The sequence below is a fragment of the Photorhabdus sp. HUG-39 genome (assembly GCF_963878365.1).
GTDB lineage: Bacteria > Pseudomonadota > Gammaproteobacteria > Enterobacterales > Enterobacteriaceae > Photorhabdus > Photorhabdus kayaii.
On record NZ_CAWNWY010000005.1, the window covers coordinates 104,808 to 130,787 of the forward strand.

Annotated in this window: 12 protein-coding genes and 2 pseudogenes; 10 read left to right on the forward strand and 4 right to left on the reverse strand. The window is 40.0% G+C overall.

The genetic code is table 11. From position 1 onward, the window contains the following. Window positions 1-73: 73 nt before the first annotated feature. The 6 genes from AAC155_RS05635 (at window position 74) to AAC155_RS05660 (ending at window position 12,859) form a co-directional block, all read left to right on the forward strand. A complete protein-coding gene (locus tag AAC155_RS05635) occupies window positions 74-3,601 on the forward strand; it encodes a Tc toxin subunit A (RefSeq protein ID WP_113041357.1) in 3,528 nt (1,175 codons plus the stop codon). Next, a complete protein-coding gene (locus AAC155_RS05640) occupies window positions 3,594-7,685 on the forward strand; it encodes a Tc toxin subunit A-related protein (RefSeq protein WP_113041358.1) in 4,092 nt (1,363 codons plus the stop codon). The genes AAC155_RS05635 and AAC155_RS05640 overlap by 8 nt, the downstream gene beginning before the upstream one ends. A gap of 127 nt (window positions 7,686-7,812) precedes the next feature. Beyond that, window positions 7,813-9,681 carry a glycoside hydrolase family 18 protein gene (locus AAC155_RS05645; protein WP_113041359.1) on the forward strand — a complete coding sequence of 623 codons (1,869 nt, stop codon included), beginning with the start codon at window positions 7,813-7,815 and terminating at the stop codon, window positions 9,679-9,681. 200 nt (window positions 9,682-9,881) lie between these two features. Beyond that, complete coding sequence (rnm, locus tag AAC155_RS05650; RefSeq protein WP_113041360.1) at window positions 9,882-10,742, forward strand: RNase RNM; 861 nt, start codon at window positions 9,882-9,884, stop codon at window positions 10,740-10,742. Between the two features lie 27 nt (window positions 10,743-10,769). Then, window positions 10,770-11,390, forward strand: a complete 621-nt coding sequence (locus tag AAC155_RS05655) for an L-threonylcarbamoyladenylate synthase (RefSeq protein WP_113041361.1) — start codon at window positions 10,770-10,772, stop codon at window positions 11,388-11,390. Window positions 11,391-11,710: 320 nt separating this feature from the next. Further along, a complete protein-coding gene (locus tag AAC155_RS05660) occupies window positions 11,711-12,859 on the forward strand; it encodes a C2 family cysteine protease (protein ID WP_229015657.1) in 1,149 nt (382 codons plus the stop codon). A 582-nt stretch (window positions 12,860-13,441) separates the two neighbouring features. Here the strand turns inward: AAC155_RS05660 and AAC155_RS05665 are convergent. Further along, window positions 13,442-13,711 (reverse strand): hypothetical protein, encoded by a 270-nt coding sequence (locus AAC155_RS05665; protein WP_113041363.1) that lies wholly within the window; start codon window positions 13,709-13,711, stop codon window positions 13,442-13,444. Continuing rightward, window positions 13,698-18,904, reverse strand: a pseudogene (locus tag AAC155_RS05670) (DUF637 domain-containing protein). Before AAC155_RS05670 ends, AAC155_RS05665 begins: the two are co-directional and overlap by 14 nt. Window positions 18,905-19,421: 517 nt before the next feature. Between AAC155_RS05670 and rluB the strand changes: the two are divergent. Further along, the gene (gene rluB / locus AAC155_RS05680; protein WP_113041365.1) at window positions 19,422-20,354 is read left to right on the forward strand and encodes a 23S rRNA pseudouridine(2605) synthase RluB; all 933 of its coding nucleotides are present in this window, start codon (window positions 19,422-19,424) and stop codon (window positions 20,352-20,354) included. Window positions 20,355-20,390: 36 nt separating this feature from the next. Here the strand turns inward: rluB and cobO are convergent, their stop codons facing one another. Beyond that, window positions 20,391-20,987 (reverse strand): cob(I)yrinic acid a,c-diamide adenosyltransferase, encoded by a 597-nt coding sequence (gene cobO, locus AAC155_RS05685; RefSeq protein WP_223121385.1) that lies wholly within the window; start codon window positions 20,985-20,987, stop codon window positions 20,391-20,393. Then, window positions 20,987-21,751 carry a YciK family oxidoreductase gene (locus AAC155_RS05690; protein WP_113041366.1) on the reverse strand — a complete coding sequence of 255 codons (765 nt, stop codon included), beginning with the start codon at window positions 21,749-21,751 and terminating at the stop codon, window positions 20,987-20,989. The genes cobO and AAC155_RS05690 overlap by 1 nt, the downstream gene beginning before the upstream one ends. Window positions 21,752-22,047: 296 nt before the next feature. On the opposite strand from AAC155_RS05690, the pseudogene AAC155_RS05695 reads away from it, so the two are divergent. The 3 genes and pseudogenes from AAC155_RS05695 to AAC155_RS05705 all read left to right on the forward strand — a co-directional run bounded on the left by AAC155_RS05695 (window position 22,048) and on the right by AAC155_RS05705 (window position 25,769). After that, window positions 22,048-22,811: pseudogene (locus AAC155_RS05695) on the forward strand (CatA-like O-acetyltransferase). A gap of 674 nt (window positions 22,812-23,485) precedes the next feature. Beyond that, window positions 23,486-24,532: a protease SohB gene (gene sohB / locus AAC155_RS05700; protein ID WP_113041367.1), complete on the forward strand. Its 1,047-nt coding sequence runs from the start codon at window positions 23,486-23,488 to the stop codon at window positions 24,530-24,532. A gap of 406 nt (window positions 24,533-24,938) precedes the next feature. Further along, a complete protein-coding gene (locus AAC155_RS05705; protein WP_113041368.1) occupies window positions 24,939-25,769 on the forward strand; it encodes an alpha/beta fold hydrolase in 831 nt (276 codons plus the stop codon). Window positions 25,770-25,980 lie beyond the last annotated feature (211 nt).

Here is a 25,980-nt window from a genome sequence, read left to right on the forward strand (position 1 = left end):
TACTTAAAGTGGTTATAGTCTCTATAACTGTTCTGTTCAGGTGTTTCCGATTAATTAGGTTGGGAATAATATAATGGATAAATATAAAAGCATTTCTCGTGAAAAACAGAATATAACAAAAGTATCACCATTATTAGCTGCGGTGGCAGAAGTTAAATCGTCAAAATCGCCATCAGGTTATAGGTTATTAAACGCAGTAGAGAAAGAAGATAATTCCACTATCACGCTGGTTAATACACTCCAGCGTCTGGGATATCACTCAATTTTTGATATTGCAGAAGTATCAAAGCAGCGATTTATTAAACGCCATAATCAATCTTTATCAGGTCATGCAGAGGTCATTTTTGATAAAGCAGTGAGTGCGGCGAATCAATTGGTACAAAGTTATCGGCAAAGACAATTGAGGGATTACGATGACACATCATTAACAAAAGCGAGTCATCAGGCAAGATATTTTTCTTATCGCAATAATGATGCAGATGAGAAAGAAAAATTACCTGATTACAGTAACCTATTTCCTGAGCCTTGGGATAGCTTCTGTCAGCCAAACGCTATTGAATCCCTTGACAGTCCGGTAAATTACCTGCTTGATCTTTATAAATTTGTACAACAAATAGAGTTAGATGGCTCTAATAATGCCGTGGGATTGGAGCAACGGCGTGCTGATATTCCTGACTTATTACTTAATAGTGATAATCTTTACAAAGAGATCACGGCAATATCTATTGTGAATGATGTTTTGTCGAAAAGTGCCAGGGAATATATTGATCAGACAGGTCAGGCGGAAAAACCGGTTAATCAGGTTTTGGGAGAGACTCGTTTTCCCTTTACATTACCCTATAGTTTACCCTCTCAACAGATCAATAAAGGTTTGGCCGAAAAAGAGACTGAATTAGGTACCGTTATTCAGCAAGTGAATCAACAATTTCCTTGGCATATCTTAACGGAAAAACGTGATCAGGCTCTGCTTGCTTATACCCAATTAAGTAAGGAGCAAATGAGTTTACTGACAGAGAAAAGCCCATTTGCGCAAAACTTTTTATCACGCGAACAACTTATTAATAGCTATTTCAGCACAAGTACAACAGAAGTATTGCCTGAACGTGATGTTGCAAAACATGCTTATATTATTCATGCTGATGAAAATATCACTGGCCCAACATTATTGAGTGATAATGTTGATAAAGCCTATGATGAAATTGTCGTTACCTGTGAAAATAAAGCTAAAGAGACGATCAAAGTTAAACTTCGTGGTGAAAGTGTTCTGACCTACAATCGCATAAAAGCGAGGATGGAGCCTTTCGATAATTCATCACCATTTAGTCGGCAGTTAAAATTGACTTATGTAGAAAGTGATAATAGTGATATCGGTAATTTAGATAAAGGTCCTTTCTTTGGTGAAATGACAGTTTATGCTGCGGTACCCAAAGAAAGTACAAATAATACTGCGGTAAATATTGAAGGCATTAACTTCCTGACCATGACTTATCGTTTTGCTATTGCTAAACAAGGGACTGCACAATCAGAATTATTGCCAGAAGCAGAGCGGTTTTTCCAAGATAACTATGGCGTTTCTGCGGATGAAAGGGTGAAATTAACAGAGATTTTATCTTTTGGTCAACAAACAGGATCGAAAGTGACAGATCTCGAACACTTGTTTAGTAGTGGTGATTTCCGGCCTTTAGTTTCGCCAAATGTGGTATTTTCTAATCCTATCTTCGATAGTGGGCAAACATCAGAACACTTTCCTGCACCTTATCACTGTGGTGGTGTTTATATAAATGCAGGGCAATTGGATGCATTAAGCATTGTGAGAACGGACTCAGGACGGGAAATAGATGCAGTTTCTGATTTTCGCTATGATCGAATGAACCGCTTTATTCGTTTACAGCGTTGGTTAGCGTTACCTTATCATCAACTTGATTTACTGGTAACCTCAGCAATAAAAGCTGAACCGAAAAATAGCGATCTGGCTATCTCTAATAATACATTAAGAGCATTAGGTTTATTCCGTCATTTATCGACACAATATAAAGTATTACCGGAGACGTTTGCCGGATGGATATATCAAATTACGCCATTTGCCATCAGCAATAATATTCCATTTTTTGATCAAGTTTTTAATCAGTCTAAACTTTTTGACCAGCCGTTAATTCTGGATGGGAAAGAATTTAACTATGCAGAAAATCAAGGAGATGGCGCAAAAACAGTTAAACAATTGTGTGCAGGGTTAGCTATTTCTTTATCCACGTTTCAAGTGATTGCACCTATCGTTGAGAAAGCACTGAAACTCTCTTCTGGCAAATTAGTGCGTAATCTTGATGTCGTATCCAGACTTTATCGCTTGGTGACTATTCCACGATTATTTGGTTTTTCTGCGGAAGATGGATTAATTCTGGTGGATATTTTAACGGATAAAAGCGAATATCTGGTAAATATACCGGCTTTAGGAGAGAAAGATGACATCCTCAGTATTATTGCCCAAATGGAGGTTTTAACTTCCTGGCTCACTAAAACGAAACTGACACCGATTAAGCTTTCTCTATTATTAGGTAAAACTCAGCTTCCGGTCGTGCCAACAAGTGGTATGTTAACTTTTTATAAAGGAATTTCTGACGGTCTTACTGATAATGTACGTTTGCAAGACTCTGATTTTAATCGGCAAGAAATAAATGGTACAGATTGGTGGACCATTTTGTCAGATGAAAATGGTGTTTTTGATAGGGATAATGGATTAATCAAAGATATTCCATTGATATGGGGAAAAACAGACGAAGAATCTCTGAGGAAAAAGATAGAAGATATTGTAAAAGAGAAAAAGATAACTCCAGATAATAATCAAATTAATATTGTCTTGCAGATCATATTGCAATCTAAAACCACACAAGAGAGTCTATTATCTAGCACTATTGCGGGTGAATATGGGGTATCAAGAGATATTGTGCCACTACAATTGCGTTGGTTAGGAAGTAGTGTTTATTCAGTGTTGAAAATGGTGTTAGATAATACACCAGAAAAAGTTGAAGATATTAAAAAAGAGTTTCTGGACTTGACCTATAGTCTGTTAGTTTATACCCAATTAATTAATGCGTTGAGCATAGGTAATAATCTATTATTATTGCGCCTGACAAATCCTAAATGGCTTGGACTAATCATAGATGAAACCACAGAAATATCATTGTCGTTAGATGAAATTTTCCTGTTGAATCGCTATCAAGATTTACTGGAAAATGCGAAACAAAATGAGGATAAAGTTCAGGAATATTTTACTTTTGCTAACAGTGAAATTTTACCGAAGACAGAAGAGGATGATAATAATTATAAATGTGCGCAATTACTGGCGGAAATTTTAGATTGGGGTCCTGATGAAATTTATCTTGCTTGCGATAAAGGAGGATTAGAAAGAAAACGTGCGATGACCTTATCCCAAATAGATTGGATACGACGGCTACAACAATTTTCTGTGAAAACCAATTTATCCGTTGAGCCTTTATTAGGTGCTGGTGCACTTGATGTTAATTCAGATTTTGAAGCTTTCCAAAGCATTGGTGAAGCAGTAATGGCTGCATTAAAAGCGCAAGGAGATGATGAGAATGTCTAGTTTAATTGAAGCTAAATTACAGGAAAATTTGCGTGATGCATTAGTTGATTATTATCTTGGTCAGATTGTTCCGCATGATACCGCTTTTCAATCCTTGCGTGAAAGAATTCAAAATGTTGATGACTTGTATGATTTTCTCTTGTTAGACACTCAGGTCTCTTCTAAAGTAAAAACAGCTCGTGTCGCACATATTACCCAATCTATACAACAATATATTAACCGTATTGTTTTGAATTTAGAGTCAGGTTTATCAATGACTCAGGAAGAGGCAGACAATTGGCAGGAGTTTGCTAATCGTTATGGTTATTGGGCGGCAAATCAACAATTGGCTATTTATCCAGAAGTCTATGTTGATCCCACATTACGTTTAACCAAAACAGAATTCTTTTTCCAACTTGAAAGTGCGCTTAATCAAGGCAAGCTCACCGATGATGTTGCTCAAAAAGCGATATTGGGATATTTGAATAACTTCGAAGAGGTCAGTAATTTAGAGGTTATTGCTGGCTATGAAGATGGTATTGATATTACCGATGATAAGATCTATTTCATTGCTAAAACACGAACTCAACCTTACCGTTATTTTTGGCGAACTTTAGATGCCAAACAGCGTAATAATCAGACTGATGAACTCTATCCTACCGCCTGGAGTGAGTGGAAGCTGATTAATGTTCCTTTAGAAAATGCGTATAACGGTATTGTTCGTCCAATTATCCTAAATAACCGGTTATATATTAGTTGGTTTGAAGTCTCTGAAGAAAAACAAGATCAAGGTAATAGCGTTAAATATCGTACCAAACTTAATTTGGCTCATTTAGCATTTGATGGTACCTGGAGTACCGGGACAACTGTTCGTGAGGATTTACTCGACCACTCAATGAAAGAGTTGATTGCGGTTCTCGATCGTACCGGAAATGTTGAACGTTTAGCGTTGGTCGCATTTGTGCGCTTGCAAGGTACAGATAATGATGGAAAAGCATACGATTATGATGAAGTTTTCACCTATGTTTGTGACAACTTATTAATGGAAGCAACGGATTTGCCCAAATCCACTTCAAAGCTATCCGACCTTGATGCATATGGCGCGGCTTTAGTCTGGTTCTATTTTCGAGAACCCTCAAATGGCGGGCCGGAAGAATATAAGCAATTGGTACTTTATCCCGTTAATAATAATATGAAATGGCCGATAGCCGAACCACCAACATTTGAAGGACAACTGGGTAAAATAGACGATTTTAAGCTGGAGGCGCCTTATGTTGACGGGACATTAAATATGCATCTTACGTCCACTTCAACGTATAAATATGATTTTAGCAGAAGTAAAAATATCCTTTATTGTATTTGGCTGGAAGATAGCAAGGGTGAACGCTGTTGGCTTGATTATAAGATATTGACTCCAGAAGATTATGATCCAAAGCTGAGTGTCACATTGAACCGTTGTGATAGAAATGATGTAACGGTTGTTACGGGTTTTAGTTTGCCGTCAGAAACTGGAGATGTTGCGGGTAAAATTAAAACTAAACTCAGTGTAGGTAAATTGCTTCGTGACAAGATACAAATTAAACAGACTAAACAAACTCAGTATTTGCAATTTCCAAAAGAAGAGCAACCAGAGGAACCATTAGAAAGTTGGTATTCTGACAAGGCGATTCGTTTAAATACCCTGTTTGCAAAAGAGTTAATTAGTAAGGCGAGTCAAAAACTGGACAAAGTTCTCAGTTGGGAAACGCAAAATATTCATGAAGAGCCGATTACCGGCAATGTTTCAAAACCTATCGACCTTAAAGGAGCAAATGGTATTTATTTCTGGGAATTATTCTTCCATATGCCATTTATGGTGGCCTGGCGGTTTAATGTCGAACAGCGTTATGAAGAAGCCAGTCGCTGGATTAAGTTTATTTTTAATCCTTTTGAAAGTCATGATGAATCGGCGCTGGAACAAAATAAGCCACGTTATTGGAATAGTCGCCCGATCATTGACGAGCCAAAGAGATTACGTAGTTTAATAGAACCGGCTGATCCTGATGCAATTTCTGCCAGTGAACCTATTCATTATCGTAAGGCTATTTTTAACTTCTACGTTAAGAATATTATCGATCAGGGTGACATGGAATATCGCAAATTACAGACTACTGCCAGAACGGTGGCACGTCTGAGCTATGCAACGGCAAGTTCATTATTAGGTGCGCGTCCTGATCTCCAATTAGCCAGTTCATGGCAGCCGATAACTCTTGAGGATGCATCATATAGGAAGAGTAGCGCAGTACGTGCATTGGAGATGATAAGTTATCCTTTGCCTTATGCCCCGGTGGTTCATGATAAAACGATTCGTGCGCTGGATAATGATCTCTTTATGAAACCGATTAATGAAGAGTTAACGGCCCTGTGGGATAAAATAGAAAACCGGATTTACAATTTACGGCATAATTTAACGCTGGATGGTAAAGAAATTTCTATGGATCTTTATGATTCGAAAATTTCTCCTCGTGGATTAATGAATCAGCGTTATCAGAAGGTTGTTGCTGCCAGAAATGCCAGCAGAATGAATTTCAGAGTGCCAAATTATCGTTTTGAACCGATGTTGGCGCGGGCGAAATCGGGTGTCGATACATTGATACAATTTGGCAGCACGTTGTTAAGCCTGTTGGAACGGAAAGATAATTTGAGTTTTGAATCATTCCAGATGGTGCAGAATAATGATCTCTACCGTTTTGCGGTTGACCTTCAGCAACAAGATATCAATATTAATCAGGCCAGTCTTGATGCATTGCAAGTGAGTAAACAATCTGCTCAGGAGCGGTACGAACATTATAAAAGTCTTTATGATGAAAATATTTCGTCAACGGAACAACAGGTTATTGAATTACAGGCTCAGGCATCTTCTGCTCTGTTAGCTTCACAAGTATCAAGAACAGCGGCGGCGGCACTGGATTTAGTTCCCAATATTTATGGATTGGCAGTCGGGGGTTCACATTGGGGGGCCGCTTTAAATGCTGTTGCTGAAATAGCAACCTTGAAACATCAGTCTGATAGTACTAAAGCTGATAGCCTCAGTGTTTCTGAATCTTATCGCCGTCGCCGGCAAGAGTGGGAACTGCAATATAAACAGGCTGAATGGGAAGTAAAATCTATTGATCAGCAAATTAATATTCAGCAGTTGCAGGTCAGCGCCGCACGTAAGCGTTTGGCGCAAGTAGAAGCACAGCAACAACAATCTCAGGCACTGTTGGCGTATTTCTCCAGCCGTTTTACTAATGAAAGCTTATATACTTGGATGATTAGCCAGATCTCAAGCCTTTATTTGCAGGCTTATGATGCTGTTTCATCGTTATGTTTATCCGCACAAGCCTCTTTACAATATGAACTTGGACTAGGCGAGCAGAATTTTATTGATGGCGCGAGCTGGAATGATCTCTATCAAGGGCTGTTGGTCGGTGAAAATCTGAAATTGGCGTTGCAACGCATGGAACGCACTTATGTTGAGCAAAATTCGCGTAAATTGGAAATTATCAAAACAATTTCACTTAAATCTTTATTGGGTGAGTCTTGGGAAAATAATCTCAACGCTTTAAAAGCGCATACTGCAATTACCTTTAATTTGGATGAGTTAAAACAATTTGGTGTGGATTATCCGGGTTTATTTAATCGGCGGATTAAATCAGTTTCAGTGACGCTGCCGATGTTAATTGGGCCTTATGAAGATATCTGTGCCAAATTAAGTTTGTCGGGTGTGAGCAGTTATACGACAAAAGCGGATCTCAAAACCGTTGAAAAAATGTTGAAAGAAGGAATTCGTGCGGAAACGCCTTATACGGTGCGCAGTATCCAGCCTAATCAACAAATCGCTTTATCTACGGGGATTAATGACAGCGGAATGTTCACGCTTAATTTCGATGATGAACGTTTCTTACCCTTTGAGGGGGTAGGGGTAGGATCAAGTTGGAATTTCCAATTTACCAATATCTCGCAGGATTTAGAAAGTTTGACCGATATTATTCTTCATATTCGATATACCGCGCAAGAAGGATCTGCATCATTTGGTCTGGCGGTTAAAGAGTTATTAAAAAAGGAAAACCCAGATTTGTGATAACGAGAATTAAGCATTAAATGAATCAGTCACCTGAATTTAAAATGCTTACTCATTATCTTTAACATTCAAATTAGCCTCTTCTAATTATGTGGAGGCTAAATATAAATCGCATTGGAGTTTATAAATGGTAAATAAATATACTTATACCTCATCGAAATCCATGTCCGACATCAGTGATATTGTTGGTGAACCATTAACTGCATGGAATAATCAGGCAGGCGGCCAAGTTTATGATGTTATTTTTAATAGTGGTGTTTATACCAATACGTATTGGGTTGAGCGCTGGCATATTCCCGATCCTACGGCTAAAGAGGGAACACCGCATAATGCCTGGAAATATATTCGTCCAGCGACGGAAAATGAGATAAAACAACACGGAAATCCTACCGATGGGCGCGTTGATCCAACCGAAGATATTCCTTCACCGGTTTTACAACCGGATGCGATTACAGAACAAACCTATCAACGGCCGGATGTTAATTTTAAACCTGATGGTTCAGCGGGTAACCTTTCTTATACTGCGACGCGTGTTTGTCGCCCGATGTTTAATGAATATAAAAGCGATAAATCCAGGCCAAAACTTTCTGCTTATATTACTGATTGGTGCCAATATGATGCACGTTTGGATGGTGAGGATGAAAAGGTTGGTGATCGGGGAAGAGGGTTTGATTTAAGCACTATCAATGTGACTGCCTATGATAAATTAATATTCAGCTTTTTGGGTATTTACGGTGATACTGGTGTGAAAGGGGATAAAATCAAAGAGGTTGCCGATGGTTGGAATAGCCAGAGTGAAATAAAAATTACTGAAGGCCATATTGTCCCTCTTGACCCTTATGGTGATTTAGGAACTGCCCGTAATGTGGGATTACCGAAAGAAAGCGCGAATACTGCTATCGGTCCGGGAACATTCTTGCCTTATTATCAACAAAAGAGAGCTTCGGGTTTATTAGGTGGGTTGCGTGAACTGCAAAAAACGGCACGTTTAGCGGGCCATAAACTTGAATTAGCTTTTAGTATTGGTGGCTGGAGTATGTCCGGTTATTTCTCCGTGATGGCGGCTGATGCGGTACTGCGTCGTGTTTTTGTTGACAGTATTGTTGATTTCTTTGAGCGTTTTCCTATGTTCAGTTGTGTCGATATTGACTGGGAATATCCTGGAAGCCCGGGAGAGGAAGGTAATGTTATTAGTGATAAAGATGGAGAACATTATGCTCTGTTAATTAAAGAATTACGTGAATCTTTGGATAGTCGATTTGGACGAGAGGATAGAAAAGAGATCTCCATTGCTTGTAGTGGTGTAAAAGCGAAATTAAAAACCTCTAATATTGCTGAATTAGTCAAAAATGGTCTGGATAATATTTACTTAATGAGTTACGACTATTTTGGTACTGGTTGGGCACCTTATATCGGCCATCATACTAATCTCTATTCGCCAAAAGATCCTGATCCATCAGAGGCATCTGATTTATCCGCGGAAGTTGCTATCAATTACTTACATCAGGATCTTGGCATACCTTTGGAGAAAATTCATTTAGGTTATGCTAACTATGGCCGTGCGGGCAAAGGGGCAAATCTTGAAACGCGCGAATATAATAAAACTGGCGATGCATTAGGAACAATGGAAAAAGGTTCACCTGAATTCTTTGATATTGTTAATAATTATCTGGATAGTGAACACACTCTCGCTACCGGGAAAAATGGCTTTGTGTTAATGACAGATACCAATGCTGATGCTGATTTCTTGTTTAGTGAAAAAGAGGGGCACTTTATCTCATTAGATACCCCTCGCACGGTGAAGCAAAAAGCGGAATATGTCGCTAAGAATAAACTGGGAGGCATATTTTCTTGGTCAGGCGATCAGGATTGTGGCTTGTTGGCAAATGCGGCCAGAGAAGGGATGGGCTATATTGCCAAATCTAATGATGAAACCATCGACATGGGGCCACTTTATAATCCGGGTAAGCCCTATTATTTGAAATCTATTGGTTAGGTGAAGAAAAACGCCGGTTAATTTTTCTTTGCCAATAAAAAGGGATATTGCTTTTCTTATCTGTTAGTTTTTTCATGCTTAAAATAATCATGTTCAACCCGATATTCTAGGGCTGAACATGATTATTTCTGTAAAACGCGACCATTTACCGTTAAGCTATCCCATCAAGCATTTAAGCTATTTGGGCAGAGAAAGAGATAATGACAAATTCAGCCACTGAGTTAGTAACAATTTACGATCTGCATAGCCATACGACTGCATCGGATGGTTTACTTTCACCAGCAGAATTGGTCGAACGAGCGGTGGCAATGGGCGTTAATGTATTGGCCGTGACTGATCACGATACGACAGACGCTATTTTGCCGGCCCATGAATATATTAACCAACATGATTTGCCATTAAAGCTCATATCAGGGGTTGAGATATCCACACTGTGGCAAAATATCGAGATTCATATTATTGGTCTGAACATTGATATTCAGTCAAATGCAATGATTGAATTACTTAATAAACAATCTGAACTTAGGAAAGAAAGAGGAATTGAAATAGGTCGCAAGCTGGCAAAGGTGGGTATTTCCGATGCTTGGGCAGGAGCGAGCCGATTAGCGAATGGTGGACAAATAACACGAGGCCATTTTGCCCGTTATTTAATTGAAATGGGCAGAGAGCCAACAATGGCGAAAATATTTAAAAAATATCTGGCAAAGGGAAAAATCGGATATGTTCCACCTCAATGGTGTACAATTGAACAAGCTATTGATGCCATTCATCAATCAGGTGGTCAAGCAGTCATTGCGCATCCGGGACGATATGATTTATCGACCAAATGGTTGAAGCGTCTGATTGTTTGGTTTAAACAACATGGTGGTGATGCAATGGAAGTTGCACAGTGTCAGCAGGCACCTAACGAGCGGCAATATCTTGGTCAGTTGTCACGGGAACATGATTTGATGGCTTCGTTAGGTTCTGATTTTCACCAGCCTTGTTCATGGATAGAGTTAGGGCGTAAATTGTGGTTACCCGGTGATGTGGTACCAATATGGCGTAACTGGTCACTGTAGGGGCAGCATAAAATTAAGAGGTAATTTATGAGCCAGTTTTTTTATATTCATCCAGATAATCCGCAGCCCCGCTTAATAGGGCAAAGTGTGGATGTGTTGAAAAAAGGTGGGGTGGTTATTTACCCCACTGATTCCGGTTATGCGATTGGTTGCCATCTGGAAGATAAAGATTCGATGACTCGGATATGTCGTATTCGCCAGTTAGATAGTCATCATAATTTCACCTTAATGTGCCGGGATTTGTCGGAGATATCGACTTATGCTTATGTCGATAATCCGGCTTTTCGTCTGATTAAGAATAATACTCCGGGCAATTACACGTTTATTTTGCGTGCGACGAAAGAAGTCCCTCGTCGTTTGATGAATGATAAGCGGAAAACCATCGGATTACGTGTTCCATCTAATCCAATTGCCTTGGCGCTTCTTGAACAAGTGGGTGAGCCATTGATGTCCACGAGCCTGATTTTGCCAGGCAATGATTTTGCTGAATCTGATCCTGAAGAAATTAAAGATAATTTGGGAAAACGGGTTGATCTGATTGTTCACGGGGGTTATTTAGGGCAACAACCTACCACCGTAATTGATTTAACCGAGGATACGCCGGTTGTAATACGGGAAGGGGCTGGCAATATCACGCCATTCTTATAAGCTACGCAGTAATTATTTTCAGAATCTATATAAAGCCTGTATATTATACGCAGGCTTTATATTTTTGGTTTTTTAATTGAATCGAAATGGTTATTATTGTTTCGAATTATTAATACTGACTCAATAAAATAAAATCATCATCTATTTAATAATTAAGTTGATTTTAATAACGTGATAAGGAAATATTTACCTAACCAAAGGTAAGTGTGTTCGCCAATTATTTGACTATACCATTAGATATAAAACCTTTGGTCTGAGCTATTTAATATAAATAATAGCGCAAGGCTATTCATCCATTATAAAATCAAGGGATATTGAAAATGTCAGTTATTAATTTCTCCGATAAACCAGTTGATGTCGCTAATGTTCATGCATGGCCGAAATCACCAGATAGGGATTTAATTGCATGTGGACGTGACGCATATGCTGAAAAATCAGTGCAAGAAGCATTGAGCGGAGATCCTGATAAAGCGGTAAAATTAAGTGAATTAAATGATATTTTGGCTGCCTGTGAACCTTTTGACTTTAAAGGCGTCACGTTATATGCAAAAGATCCTGTATTGACCTTAATTAAAGCGTTATCAGAGAAGAATGCCTATTTAGTCGATGATTCATATCCTCCTGAGCAATGGCAAAGCGGGGGAGTTGATAAGCATGACCGTATTAAAGATTTTATTGAATCCCCTAACATGTTTATTAAAGGGATAGAGATGATCGATATGGGCCAGCTTTATCTTGGTAATTGCGGCTTTGTTAGTACCATTGGGGCAATTGCATCCCATCCTGAAGGGCATAATTTGTTATTTTCTGCTATCTATCCGCCGGTTTATAACCCAACGGGGGTTTATTCGATTAGAATCATCAATCAATCGAAAATTGGTTATTTATTGATTGATGATGATCTGCCACGAGTTAGTTTTTCTGATATGGAAGATAAAAATGAGTTTTGGTATTACCTGATTGAAAAAGCATTTGCGAAATTGCATGGAAGCTATGAGAATTTAGGCGGCGGTAATGAGATCTATTTTGGTATAGAATCGACAGAAAATACCAGTATTAATCGGGATAATCAGGATCGTATTTGGGATGAAAAATTTATCGATATCTTCAAAATAAAACATCATGTGACTTATCAAGGAACGGGTTACTCTACGGATTTGGTATCAGGTCATGCTTATTTAATATTAGATGCTCAGCAATGGAATGATATTAAGTTAGTACGATTGCATAATCCGTGGAATGTCGTTAAATATAAAGGTCCATATTCCCCCGGATCTGCTGAATGGGAAAATATTCCAGAAGACGTGCAAAATGATATATTCCAGAATAGCCGATTTGAGGGGAAATCATTCTGGATGCCATATGATCTCTATGTTAAGAATTTACCAAAAATCAGCGATATGTATCTCAGAGAAACTGTTCCTGATTCACTGAAAAGTATTGCAAATCCCTCTCCAATTCAAGAGTGATAGGATATCAGTTTTGTCAGGATTGATTTGTAAGCCTCTAATTTAATATTAGTACCTGGTAATTAATAGTAATTAAATGAAATGGTGGCCTGAAATTTATAATTTATGGCCACTTTTATATTATTAAAAATTATATTTATTAATTATTTGATAATTGAAAGAATAAGTGGGTAAGTCAATTGTAGAAAATTAACTATTTATGGGTATTAGTAGCTTATTATATCGGGAGGTGGTCTTTTAAATAATTATAATTGCTCATATATTTGGCTAATCGTGTTTTAGCTCAGTTTATGCATAATATTTCAGTGTTTTTCCAATGAATTTTAGTGTTGAGTAATAAACAAATATGCTGAATTGTAATATAAAGAATCTCCATTAGCCCGGGTTTTGATTAAAGTTCCTTTCGAGGGTTTTTATGAGAACTGTCCAAATACAGTTGATCGCCTTTCTTGATTATATCACCCAGTTTACCGGCTGATATGATGGGCTATAAATTCCCTGTGTTAGCGTATTGCTAACATAGGGAGAGTGGTCATTTTATTAACAAGAGATCACGCAAATCCATTTGCATACTCTTAAATTTTACAAATATTCTTTAGGTATATTTGATAGTTGCTCCTCTAGCGACCAATTTTTTGGCTTGGATTTTTCAGAGTTCCATTTTGCGCCTTTATCCAACCATTTGGATCTATAATTCTTTAATGCTGTTAAAGTAGCGTCCTCATAGCCAAACTCTACCCCACAACAATCACAGATATCAAATGTTGGTGAGTTACCATCTTCACCCCACGGAGGATCTAACTGTTCTGCACCACACACACGGCATACATATAATCTATTATTTTTGTGCATTGAAGTAATCCAAATTTGTTTCATATCCATGATCTACTGGATTTGGTTTAAACATTGTTTTCGGGACACCATCCACATTTTTTACTGCAAAAATATTTGTTTTTGGATTGTAATACAAGGTATCACCATTAGCTCGGGTTTTGATTAAAGTTCCTTTTGGAGGATTTTTAATAAAATTATGGGTGGCTTCGACATATTGTTTTGAATTCTGATATTCAGGGAATTCACTTTTATGTTTATCCCAGTGGCCGTAAGCATTTGCTACAGGCTCTTTTTTCTTCGTTTCTGTCCATATCTGAGTTTCTTTCGTTTTGCTTGAGCCTATTGTGTTGCCAACATGACGACTCTTCCCAACAATCGAAGCAACCGAAGCTTTGCTGCCGATGGCACCACCAATACCGGCAGATTCTACTGCTTCTTTGGCGATTAGTGCGCCTTTTTCCCAGGCAGGCAGCGAATTATACAACAGCCCTAAATCGTTCTGATTTTCTGTCGTCACAAACTGGCTGATACGATGAGTATCTTCAGCCGATAAGCCAAACATCCATCTCAGGCCACTGATGGCATCCGCTGTTTTTATTCCTCCTTCCATTTCGGCCTGATAGGTCAGTGTGCATAACCCACCGTTTCCGGCACAGTGAGATAACATGTCTGCCCGTTGTGCAGCGCTCAGTTTGTTGTATTTGTTCCAGATTGCTTCGGTAGGCGTTCCTTGCTTATTGGCTTCCTGGAGCTCTCTAGCCAGATTGTAGGCATTCATGGAGTTCAGGTGGTTAAAGAGAATAACAATTTCCCCAGCATTAGCCCCACTGTTAGCGCCTTTGGCGCTGTTGGTCGCAATGGCGCCTGCGACGCTGCCGATGATTTTGCCGCCCGCCTGAATTTTCATTGGATCATTGAATGTTTTATCCAATGTTATCGCGGCCAGTTCTGCGGCTAATGCTCCAGCCGCCGCCCCTTTGGCATCACCGCCGCCAATTTCCGCAGCAAGGGCAGAAACCGCCGCATGGCTGATAGCTTTTCCGGGTAAATCTAACACCTGACCGTTAGCCCCAATCAACCCGGCACCTTCGGCGTTAATCTGGCTGCCAATATTGGCAAGTAATGCGGTGGTAAAATTGTCCTTAAAACTACCGCCATTGATGGCTGTACCCAGGCTGGAACTGATAATGGATTGACCTGCGATCCGTTGAGCCACTTTGCTCCAGTCGCCGTTGCTCAGTTTAGGTAATGTCACTTTTGCCGGGTCAATTTGAGCGCCATTGGCGGCTTTATCCCATCCCATGGCGTTATCAAAACCCGCCAGTGCGCCACCCATTGCCATTGATGTGACAGTTGATTTAACGGTATCGCTGTTTCCCATATCCTTAAGGGTTTTCGATAGGTTTCCTTCATTATTAATAAGCTTAACCGCTGCCGTAGCAGCTAGAGATGAGATACCCGCAGAAATTGCGCCGTATGTGGCGGTATTCACTGTTGCTGCTGTTGCAGCACTGGCTCCGGCTGCGGTAGCAGCACCACTGGCTGCACCAGCGGCACTATTGGCAGCAGCTACAGTTACCCCGGCCCCGGCTGTGACTACAGCAACGGAGATAGCAATAACCGCAGAAACGACAGGATTTAAATGCTGGCTCTTATGATCCCAATTCTCATAAGCATCCTGAACTTCATTCCAGTTGACATCTTGACGTTGGCTTAACTCTTTTAACCAGGCTGTTTCAGAAGTGTTGCCAAGAGCAGCCAATACCGCCTGTAAGGATTGTCCTTTCTGTGTTTTGATATCAGCACTGATCCCATTTGCGGCCTCAATCGTTAATTTTCCACCAATGTGAACCGAAGGCAGCACCCATGTTTCTGCACGATGACCACTATCTCTGTTCTTAATGAAAAATCCTTTAGACTGGCTAATGGTCTGTTCAAAAGAACTGTCTTTAACTGCTTTAAAGTTTATTTTTCCATGTGTACTGGTCAGTCTGGCATTTTTATTTGTTTCAATTTTGCTGGCTTCATATGTACTGTCATCTCGGCTGAGTAAATTAATATCTCCATCAGCAATAAATTCAGTCACTTTATTGGTGACTGAATGATGGGTGGTAGTTGAAGTCTTCTTTTTACCATACCACTTACGTTTAGTACTGGAGGTTGTATATTCAGTCACATCTTCCTGTGCTTGTGCATAAAGATAACCCCCTTTAGCAGCAATATCTATTACACCTTTAGCTAAAAGCTTAGTTGCTTGAAATAAAAGACCTTCTCCGGTAAAAATGGTTAAATTATTACTGCTGGTTAATTTGGCTTCTTTATGGGTAATAGATGATCTGGAATTTGTGTTTTCAGTATCTACTGCGGATTTAAGGTATGTATACCCACCAGAAGTGAGGGTCATATCACTTTTAGAAATTAAACTTGAACCTTCTAACTTTATATTATCATTAGCTATTAAAGTTAATTTATTACCTGCATTAACAGAAGTAATGTGGCTTACTCTTCCTTCTCTCATCAGAAGACCGTCTACATTACCATAAGCAACAGATAAATTGAGATCTCCACCAGAATTCATCAATATGTTTTCTGTTGCATTCAATGCAGAGTTGGTTACATTCAAATCTTTCCCCGTCGATATAGAGATACTATTAGCGGTAATAGGAATTCCCCATAATGTAGAATTTTGAGAAGAGTTTATTATAACGTCTTTTCCTGCGATGAGTTTTACACCACTAATATCCAGATTTATACCACCATTAATGGATATGGACTCGGATGAGTCTAGAGTGGTTTCACTTCTGCTTATTTTAATATCTCTGACCGCAGTTAAAGTCGTATTCTTGTTTTTTGTTAAATAATTGATAAAATTTAAATCTAAGTTTGTTCCTGAATAAAATGTTAAATCTCCTGATGAGTTTATTATATTACTTCGATCATCAATATCAGGCCCGATACTAAATCTTGTAGATTTATAAGCGGATATTCCTGAATTTTTGCTTATTAATGAAACATTATGTCCTTTTAATACCGTTGATAAAATATTAATGGCATCTGGAAATAATAATTTACCCCAAAATTCATACGGTGCTTTATAATAGGTTGAAAGTATAGATAAATCACCTGATTTAGATATGATTTTAGAATCGGTAAGATCGACAACGTTAGCATCTGATGAGATAATGTTGATATCTTTTTCAGCATTTAATCGTGCTGATTTTAATGTAAATCCATTTGCATTTAATATAAGATTATTTTTAACTTTGATATCATCAGTTTCTGCATTTAATAGATTTAATGTTTTTTCTTTCCAACTAGGTGTAATCGGCGTATTCAACTCATTTTCATTAATAAGTTCCTTATTTGACGTAATTTTAACTTCGCCAAGAAAATCAATAACTAAATTCCTTCCAGAAGATAGCATTGTCTTATTTGTGAATGAGTCAATTTTTGTTTCATTAGAAGGGTTATTTAGAAGAAGATTCCAATCTTGCTGTTTTATATCTGTGTTATTTCTATCTAATACATGTATACCCGTCATCTTTCAAGTTGCTTCTTTGTTGGCTGCACTCGCTCACCCCGGTCACATAGTTATCTATGCTCCCGGGGATTCGTTCCCTTGCCGCCGCGATGCATCTTGAAATCCATTGGGTATATTTCTCTGTCGTTTTCCTGCCTATTTCTGTATTTATAGTATGGATTATTAAATACAGGATGTGAACTATTTATTATAAAATGTGGATAGGTATTTCCATTATCATTATATAGATTTTCAGTATTTATAAATTTAGTGCTTGTAAAATGACTTCCGGTCAAAAATACATCGCCTTTTCCATGTATTTCACTGTTTATATTTAATAAATTATCACTATTTATATATAAATTTCCTCCAGATGAAATTAAACTGCTATCATAATTTTCTATAAAGAACCAATTTCTCATGTCACTGAGATCATCAATATTACTAAAGTCAAGAAAATCGTTTTTTTCAGGTTTAATATTAGAAAGGAGATAAAGATCTCTTATATTGAGCATTTTATGAGATCTGGCAACTAAATCGCCTTTATTCGTCTTTATGGTAGCAGATCTATTTTCAATAAGATGACTTTTATCTCCTTGTGCATTTTTCTGTATCCACATATTATTATTGGCTTGCAGCAAGGCTTTATTACCGCTATTACGCACAGTATCGCCAAATATCCGCATATCCCGGCCAGCAGTCACGCTACCTTTATTATCCAGCGTGGTATTTTCTAGGATAATATCCTGTCCCGCCTGCACGTTAATATTGGGCGCAATACGGGTTTCTTTGCCAACAATATTCAGGTCCGTTTTAGCGTTAATATTTCCCAGTTCAATTTTGCCATTGGCGTTTAACGTAATATCACGCTGGTGACTGGTTAACTCTTTCAGATTAACGCCAACGCCCTCTTCAGTGGCAACCAGTCGGATTTTATTGGCATACATGCCGCCTAACGCTTTGGTGTCAACCGCTAATTGAGGTTTAACACCTTCGCCAGCGGCAGGTTTAACTGTGCCATCTTTTAAGCTGATTCGGTTAGCGCCTTGCGTCAGGGACAGGTTATTCGCCTGAATTTTTCCATTTAATTCCGTTGCCCGGCTGATAATATCGACATAATCTGTCGCCTTGCCATCTAACCCTTTACCGCCAATGGTAATCTGGCCTGTTTTAACCTCCAATGCTTCCAACGCGCCCTGTTTATCAAATTGGGGTTTACCTGTAGTCAGTGTTGCACTCGAAGTATTAATAAAACCACAGCCATCACAAGTAATGCCGTTGGGGTTGGCAATCATCACATTGGCTTTATGGCCGAAAATCTCCAATTGGCCTTGCAGGTTAGATTGTCCGCTGCCGGTCACTTCATTAATAATCAGTTCCGCTGCTTTTCCATGCAGATTAGGGTTAGCGTTAAGTTGCCCCGCCAGTTGTGATTTAGCCGCTTGCGTGGCGTTATTGAGTACGGCGCCTTGAGTGGCAATGTTAAATTCTTTATAGGTGTTGTGGGATATTCCCGCGTCATTCGGCGTGGCAATATTGACCACCGGGACATTACCCTGATTTTGTACCTGTGTCTGGTTATTATCCGGTGTGATCCCCGTGGCAATCGCCGGGTGAAGCGGCTGAATGGCGGTAAGGTAAATTAAAAGATAACTCGTGCCTCTCGCCACCGAGCTGTTGAGTTTACTCATCATACTATCCCTTTTGTTTAATTTAAGTGTTAAAAAGTCAGTGATGCTGACCAATAAGTGACCTGAGCATCAGCGGTCAGGCTTCGGGTATAAAATAGTCATTTACCACAGAGAATATTGATTATTTAATAGTTACATTATTGAATCATTCTAATGTGTAATTAATTGACCGTCAGAATGGGTAGTATGAAATGTGATCAGTGTTGGGTTTTTTAATCCTGATAATGGGGAATCTGTTATATTAAATGTCGGCAAATCGCGATAAGGATGGAGATATTGTTCCCTTACGCCAGCCATGAGGCTTTCAGTTTTCGCGTGATAGGGAATTGCTGGATTAGAATCATTGTGTCTGAAATTAGTGTAGAATGCTCGGCCACGGATTAGAATGTATGAGCTATTTTCTAGCATTCTATGCTATCAAATGTATTAAAATCAGTTTGTTATGATTGAATTCTGTCATAACGTATTGATTGATATATAACACGACGCCTGTGAAGGCGACAACAGAGGTTGCTCAATGAGCGGTAAGACACAGAAATCTGAAAAGTTACAGAAAATTCTCGCGCGTTCCGGTCACGGTTCCCGCCGCGAAATAGAAGGTTATATTCAACAGGGGCGCGTCAGTGTTGACGGTAAGATCGCGACTTTAGGTGATCGCCTTGAAGTTCAGCCCGCCACAAAAATCCGCCTCGATGGTCGGGTATTAAATATCAAAGAATTACAAAAAGCGGTTTGCCGTGTTTTGGCTTATTACAAACCAGAGGGTGAGCTTTGTACTCGTCATGATCCAGAGGGGCGGCCAACGGTTTTTGATCGTCTTCCTAAATTGCTAGGTTCCCGCTGGATAGCGGTTGGGCGTCTGGATGTGAATACCTGTGGTTTATTGTTATTTACCACGGATGGCGAACTGGCTAATCGCTTGATGCATCCAAGCCGTGAAGTTGAACGCGAATATGCTGTCCGTGTCTTTGGTGAAGTTGATGATGCCAAATTGAAACAACTGGCTAAAGGGATTCAACTGGAAGATGGTCCAGCTTCATTCCGTACTATCGCGTTTAAGGGGGGGGAGGGGATGAATCAATGGTATAACGTCACGCTGACAGAAGGACGTAACCGTGAAGTTCGTCGTCTTTGGGAAGCAGTTGGTGTACAGGTGAGCCGTCTTATTCGTGTGCGTTATGGGGATATTAGTTTGCCAAAAGGCTTACCACGCGGGGGATGGACGGAACTGGGTCTGGAGCAGACTAACTATTTACGCCAATTAGTGGATTTGAATGAAGAGACGGTTTCTAAAGTGGCCGTTGGGCGTGATCAACGCCGTCTTAAAGCTAACCAAATCCGCCGAGCGGTTAAACGCCATGCTCAAGTCGCATCGCGTCCATCGGCAGGCAAACGTCCGGGCAGTTCACGCCAGAACGCGGGGCGTACAACCGCACCAAAAGGTCGTTAAGTTTTCTGGGTCTCGTGTGTTATAACGGGGCCTTTTTTACCAATCGATCCCTTTTTGTGCCTTAATGCCGGCGTCAAAGGCATGTTTTACCGGGCGCATCTCTGTCACGGTATCTGCCATTTCCAATAATTCACGATGACAACCGCGGCCGGTGATAATAACGGATTGGTGTTCCGGTCGGTGGTTGAGCGCAGTAATAACTTCTTCCAGAGGAAGATAGCCATAACTCACCATATAAGTCAGTTCATCCAAGACAACTAGATCCAAATCGGGATCAGATAACATCTCTAACGCATAGCGCCATACCTGATGGCAGGCTACAGTATCCGTTTCCCGGCTTTGAGTTTCCCAGGTAAAACCTGTTGCCATAACATGAAAATTCACCCCATGCTGTTCCAGCAGATTTTTCTCGCCATTCTCCCATTTCCCCTTGATAAACTGGATCACACCGGCGCGAAATCCATGACCTATCGCTCGGGTCACGGTGCCAAATGCCGCAGTGGTTTTGCCTTTACCATTGCCGGTAAAAACGATGAGAATACCCCGTTCTAATTGGGCGGCTTCAATACGGAAATCCACTTTTTCTTTTAGGCGTTGTTGCCTTTTTTGATGTTGGTTGTCATTGATTGTCATTATTCGGCTGGTCCTGCTTTGCGTCCGGGTTGGGCATCAAAACTGATGCCTGTTTTATGCAGACTATCGCTGCCCATAAGATAAAGATACAGTGGCATAATATCTGCCGGTGTTTTCAGTTTAGCAGAATTTTCGTTAGGGAATGCGCGGGCGCGCATATTTGTGCGTGTACCGCCGGGATTAATACAGTTAACGCGTAGAGAAGTGTGTTTATATTCTGCTGCTAAAACTTGCATCATGCCTTCGGTTGCAAATTTAGAGGCAGAATAGGCTCCCCAACCACAACGACCTTCACGGCCAACGCTCGAACTGGTAAAGATTAATGATCCGTCAGGTGACTTCAATAATAGCGGCAATAAGGCTTGTGTTAACATAAAGGTCGCATTGACGTTGACTTGCATAACATCATGCCATAATTGGACGGGTTGCTCTGCCATCGGCGCGACAGCTCCCAGTAAACCGGCATTATGCAATACGCCATCCAGATGCGGATAATGTTGCGCTAAATCGCCAGCGAATGCCTGACACTCTTCGGCTGTGGCGGTAAGCAGATCCATGGTGTAAACAGTTGCAGGGGCACCACCTGCTTGTTCAATCTCTTTTTGGACAGTTTCCAGTTTGTGTGTTGTTCTGCCAAGTAAGATCACTTGTGCACCGTAACGGGCGTAAGTCAAAGCCGCTTCACGGCCAATACCCTCTCCAGCACCTGTCACCAAAATAATACGTTGTTGTAGGAGGTCATGTTTTGGTTGGTAATGTAACATTTGAAGATTTCCTGTTGTTGACGGCGCGATTTGTTACCGTCGGAGGCCGTTCGGGCTATCAAAACAGAAAGTGATATATTGAGTCAAATTTGCCAAGGTTGATTGCTCAGGAGATAAACGGAGCATAGTGCTGTGTTGGTAGTTATTTGTCTTTAGCTAATGTATAATTTTTCTTCGTCGGAGACTGAGTATTTAATCCAATTTCATACCGGAGTGATTATGATGCCAATACAAACAGAAAGAGCAGCCCTTCTAATTTAATCAATTTGTTAAATTTTACATTAGAAGGGGAAAACATGAATTACTCAAAGGTTGATATAGATCTCTGGGATAGAAAAGAGCATTTCTTGCATTACCGTAATGTCGCGCAATGCGGATTTAGTCTAACAGCAAAAATTGATATTACCCATTTGTTATCTTCGTTGGTAGAAAAACAATATAAATTCTATCCAACCATGATTTATTTAATATCAAAAGTTGTGAACTCTTATTCTGAGTTCAGAATGGCTATAAAAGATGAAGAATTAATTATACCCTATGGATTTCAAGTTGCATCACGACGGCAAGGGAACGAATCCCCGGGAGCATAGATAACGATGTGACCGGGGTGAGTGAGCGCAGCCAACAAAGAGGCAGCTTGAAAGATGACGGGTATATATGGGATGGTGTAAATCCTGCGTATACAATCTTTCACAAGGAAACAGAAACATTCTCAGCGATTTGGACTGAGTTCAATTCTGATCTGTCCGAGTTTATGAAAAATTATTCTGATGATTATGAAACCTATAAAGATGATCTTTGCTTTTTTTCTAAACCAGAACTACCTGAAAATCACTTTCACATCTCATCAGTGCCGTGGGTAAGTTTTGATGGATTTAACTTGAACATGGCGAGTTTTACCGATTATTTTCCACCCATATTTACCATGGGAAAATTTTACCAAAATGGAAATCAAACTCAGTTGCCTTTGGCAATTCAGGTGCATCATGCTACTTGTGACGGCTTCCATGTGGGACGTGTTATTAATAACTTACAAGAGCTATGTAATGATTTTATTTAGTTAAAGCCTTAAAGCTAACCTGAATTATTTATGGCTTCAATATAAGGTTGTATCGGAAATATGCTAATAGCCATCAGTTAACACTGGTGGTTTTCACGATTGAAGTTGGTCGGGATCATGATTACGATTGGACTATTGCTGTACAAGCGGCTGGTTGTTAAATTTGTTGAACTAGAGGTTCATGTCACTTCATTATGAAACACATTGAGTCTGTTGTTAAAATTTTCATTGATAATTACAAACTAACGACTACCCATTAAATTATTATATAATAGGGATAGCGATCTAACTGTATTGTAAGGGCAGCATAATGATGGGGACTGTTTGGCCATTATTCTTTACTCATAGCGATAGCAGTTTACTTTTCCATTGTTCAATAATTTCTCTCTTTTCTTTCAGATAGTGGTAGCGATCAGGCAGTTATAACAGTCAGAATGCTTGGTTGAAACGCCGGGTTTTTGTGATTCTGCAATCTAATTGCTCATTTTTGCACTAGTCCCCCATTTCTCCATCTTAATGGTGTAGAATTAGCTACTGAGACCGATATACTGGACGTTTTTATTTGTACATATTCGTATTTATTGAATACGAATTAATTATAATATATTGTTTTTAAGTGAAAAAAATCAAATACATTTATTTGGTAAATGTCTAAGAAACAAAAGGTGGATTTTGTGGAATACTTATCTCTTTACGGGTTGTTTTTAGCCAAAGTAGTTACGCTGGTGTTGGCGATTATTGCTCTGGCAATATTCGGTATCGGCATAGGAATGCGGAAATCTTCGCTAAAAGGAGAATTGAAACTCGTCGATCTCGGTGAGTCATATCGGGATAAACAGCGTCAAATGCAGCGGGCGCGCATGACAGAAGCGGAAGGGAAAATCTGGCAGAAAGCGTTTAATAAGCAACAAAAGCTCGAATCCAAGCAGAAGAAGAGTGACGCTAAGGCAGGTCATAAAGGGTTACAGAAACCTTGTCTTTATGTGCTGGATTTTAAAGGGAGTATGGATGCACATGAAGTCGATTCATTACGTGAAGAGATTAGCGCAATTCTGGCCGTGGCAGATGCAAAAGATGAAGTGTTGTTACGTCTGGAAAGTCCTGGAGGCATGGTGCATGGCTATGGATTGGCAGCCTCTCAGCTTGCTCGTTTGCGTCAGAAAGGGATTCGCTTGACTATCGTCGTAGATAAAGTTGCTGCCAGTGGGGGCTATATGATGGCTTGTGTTGCTGATCGTGTAGTTGCTGCACCCTTTGCCATTATTGGTTCTATTGGCGTGGTCGCTCAGATTCCGAACATTCATAAGTTATTGAAGAAAAATGATATTGATGTGGAACTCCATACGGCTGGTGAATATAAACGTACACTGACTGTGTTGGGAGAAAATACAGAGCAGGGCCGGAAAAAGTTTCAGGAAGATCTGAATCAGACTCACGAACTATTCAAATCGTTTATTCATACACATCGCCCATCACTTGATGTGGAAAGTGTGGCGACAGGCGAATACTGGTACGGCTCACAGGCGAAAGAGAAGGGATTGATTGACGAAATTGGTGTCAGCGATGATCTGTTGATTGCTCAAATAGATAACTGTGAAGTTATTGGTGTCAGTTATACACGCCGTAAACGCATGGTAGAGCGTTTCACCGGTAATGCAATGGAAAGTATTGATAAACTATTATTGCGCTGGTGGCAAAGAGGGGAGAAGCCTCTGCTTTAATTAAAGTTCCGCTATTTTGAATCAATTATCTTGGCGTACCCCAAGGCGTTCTATTTCGACGTTCAGGGGTGCCCTGATATATTGCTTAATTGTAATGTGCTAATTGAACAGAGCGACGCTTATTCTCATGATGTTATTCCCCTGAAAAGCCAGGTATTTTGGCCCTGTTAAAATATTACAGGTGTTACATAATTTGCTTTACATCCCCCTTCCTGCTTGTGATGAGCCGCAGGCTTTTCTACACCAATAGTTGATACTCTGGCTTTGCGTTTATGTGTTCTGCTTGGCTGATTTTCAAACAAATACAAGTCACTTTTGCACAACGTTATTGTGCGTCTTTAAACGCATTATGAAAATCCCCGAAGAATGGCAACTTACAATAATATTCATAAGGAAATAAAGTATTATGGCTATTTCACAATACGATATTCATACCAGTCATGCTGTCATCTCTGTTGCTGATACGGGAGGTGATGAGTTACCGGTCCTCCTTATACACGGTAATTCGAGTTCCAAAGATGTTTTTCGCCATCAAATTAACTGTTTTGGTGACGAATACCGGATTTTAGCTATTGATTTACCAGGGCACGGTTCTTCATCAAATGCAGTGGACCCTCGCCGGACCTATTCGATACCTGGTTATGCTCTTTGCATCATCGAAGTACTGGAAAAATTAGGCGTCGATAAAGTTGCTGTTTTCGGATGGTCACTGGGGGGACATATCGGTTTAGAGCTGATCCCGCGATTCCCAGGGATTGTTGGGCTAATGATTTGTGGCACGCCGCCGGTTAGTCCAGGCGCAGAGAATGTTAGTCTTGGATTTAAACCAAGCCGGTTTATGGCTATATCGGGTAAGGCTTCGCTGACAGAAGAGGAGATTACGGATTATACCCTGGCGTTGTATGGAGAAAACGCACTTTGTGAGCCATTTTTGAGATCCGCAGTGGCGCGGACCGATGGTTTAGCCCGGCAGTATATGTCTGAAGCGTCGGTTTCACCGGACGTTATGGATCAACGGTTATTGGTTGAAACAAACCCAACGCCACTGGCTATCGTTAATGGCGCAGAAGATTTATTTGTTAATATTGATTACATTAACGGGATAACCTACAAAAATCTCTGGACTGGTCAGGTGTATAACTTGCTCAACTTGGGACATGGGCCATTCTGGGAAGCACCAGAGCTGTTTAATCGTTTGATGGCGGGTTTTCTCTCTGATCTCACCTTAGAAGTGTAATTAATACTTGTAGTTTACCGTCAGGTTACCGTCAGAGCTGTTTTATACCCGTTATCTTTCAAGTTGCCTCTTTGTTGGCTGCACTCACTCACCCCGGTCACATCGTTATCTATGCTCCCGGGGATTCGCTCCTTTGCCGTCGCTATGCATCTTGAAATCCATAGGGTATATATACCCGGCAGATATATTTTTATATCGTTTTCATCTATCT

Excerpts from the sequence above, each read along its gene's own strand:
- AAC155_RS05690 (WP_113041366.1), bottom strand. The coding sequence starts at position 21,751 with ATGTTACATTACCAACCAAAACATGACCTCCTACAACAACGTATTATT.
- rluB (WP_113041365.1), top strand. The coding sequence starts at position 19,422 with ATGAGCGGTAAGACACAGAAATCTGAAAAGTTACAGAAAATTCTCGCG.
- AAC155_RS05705 (WP_113041368.1), top strand. The coding sequence starts at position 24,939 with ATGGCTATTTCACAATACGATATTCATACCAGTCATGCTGTCATCTCT.
- AAC155_RS05660 (WP_229015657.1), top strand. The coding sequence starts at position 11,711 with ATGTCAGTTATTAATTTCTCCGATAAACCAGTTGATGTCGCTAATGTT.
- AAC155_RS05655 (WP_113041361.1), top strand. The coding sequence starts at position 10,770 with ATGAGCCAGTTTTTTTATATTCATCCAGATAATCCGCAGCCCCGCTTA.
- AAC155_RS05645 (WP_113041359.1), top strand. The coding sequence starts at position 7,813 with ATGGTAAATAAATATACTTATACCTCATCGAAATCCATGTCCGACATC.
- cobO (WP_223121385.1), bottom strand. The coding sequence starts at position 20,987 with ATGACAATCAATGACAACCAACATCAAAAAAGGCAACAACGCCTAAAA.
- AAC155_RS05635 (WP_113041357.1), top strand. The coding sequence starts at position 74 with ATGGATAAATATAAAAGCATTTCTCGTGAAAAACAGAATATAACAAAA.
- AAC155_RS05640 (WP_113041358.1), top strand. The coding sequence starts at position 3,594 with ATGTCTAGTTTAATTGAAGCTAAATTACAGGAAAATTTGCGTGATGCA.
- rnm (WP_113041360.1), top strand. The coding sequence starts at position 9,882 with ATGACAAATTCAGCCACTGAGTTAGTAACAATTTACGATCTGCATAGC.
- AAC155_RS05665 (WP_113041363.1), bottom strand. The coding sequence starts at position 13,711 with ATGCACAAAAATAATAGATTATATGTATGCCGTGTGTGTGGTGCAGAA.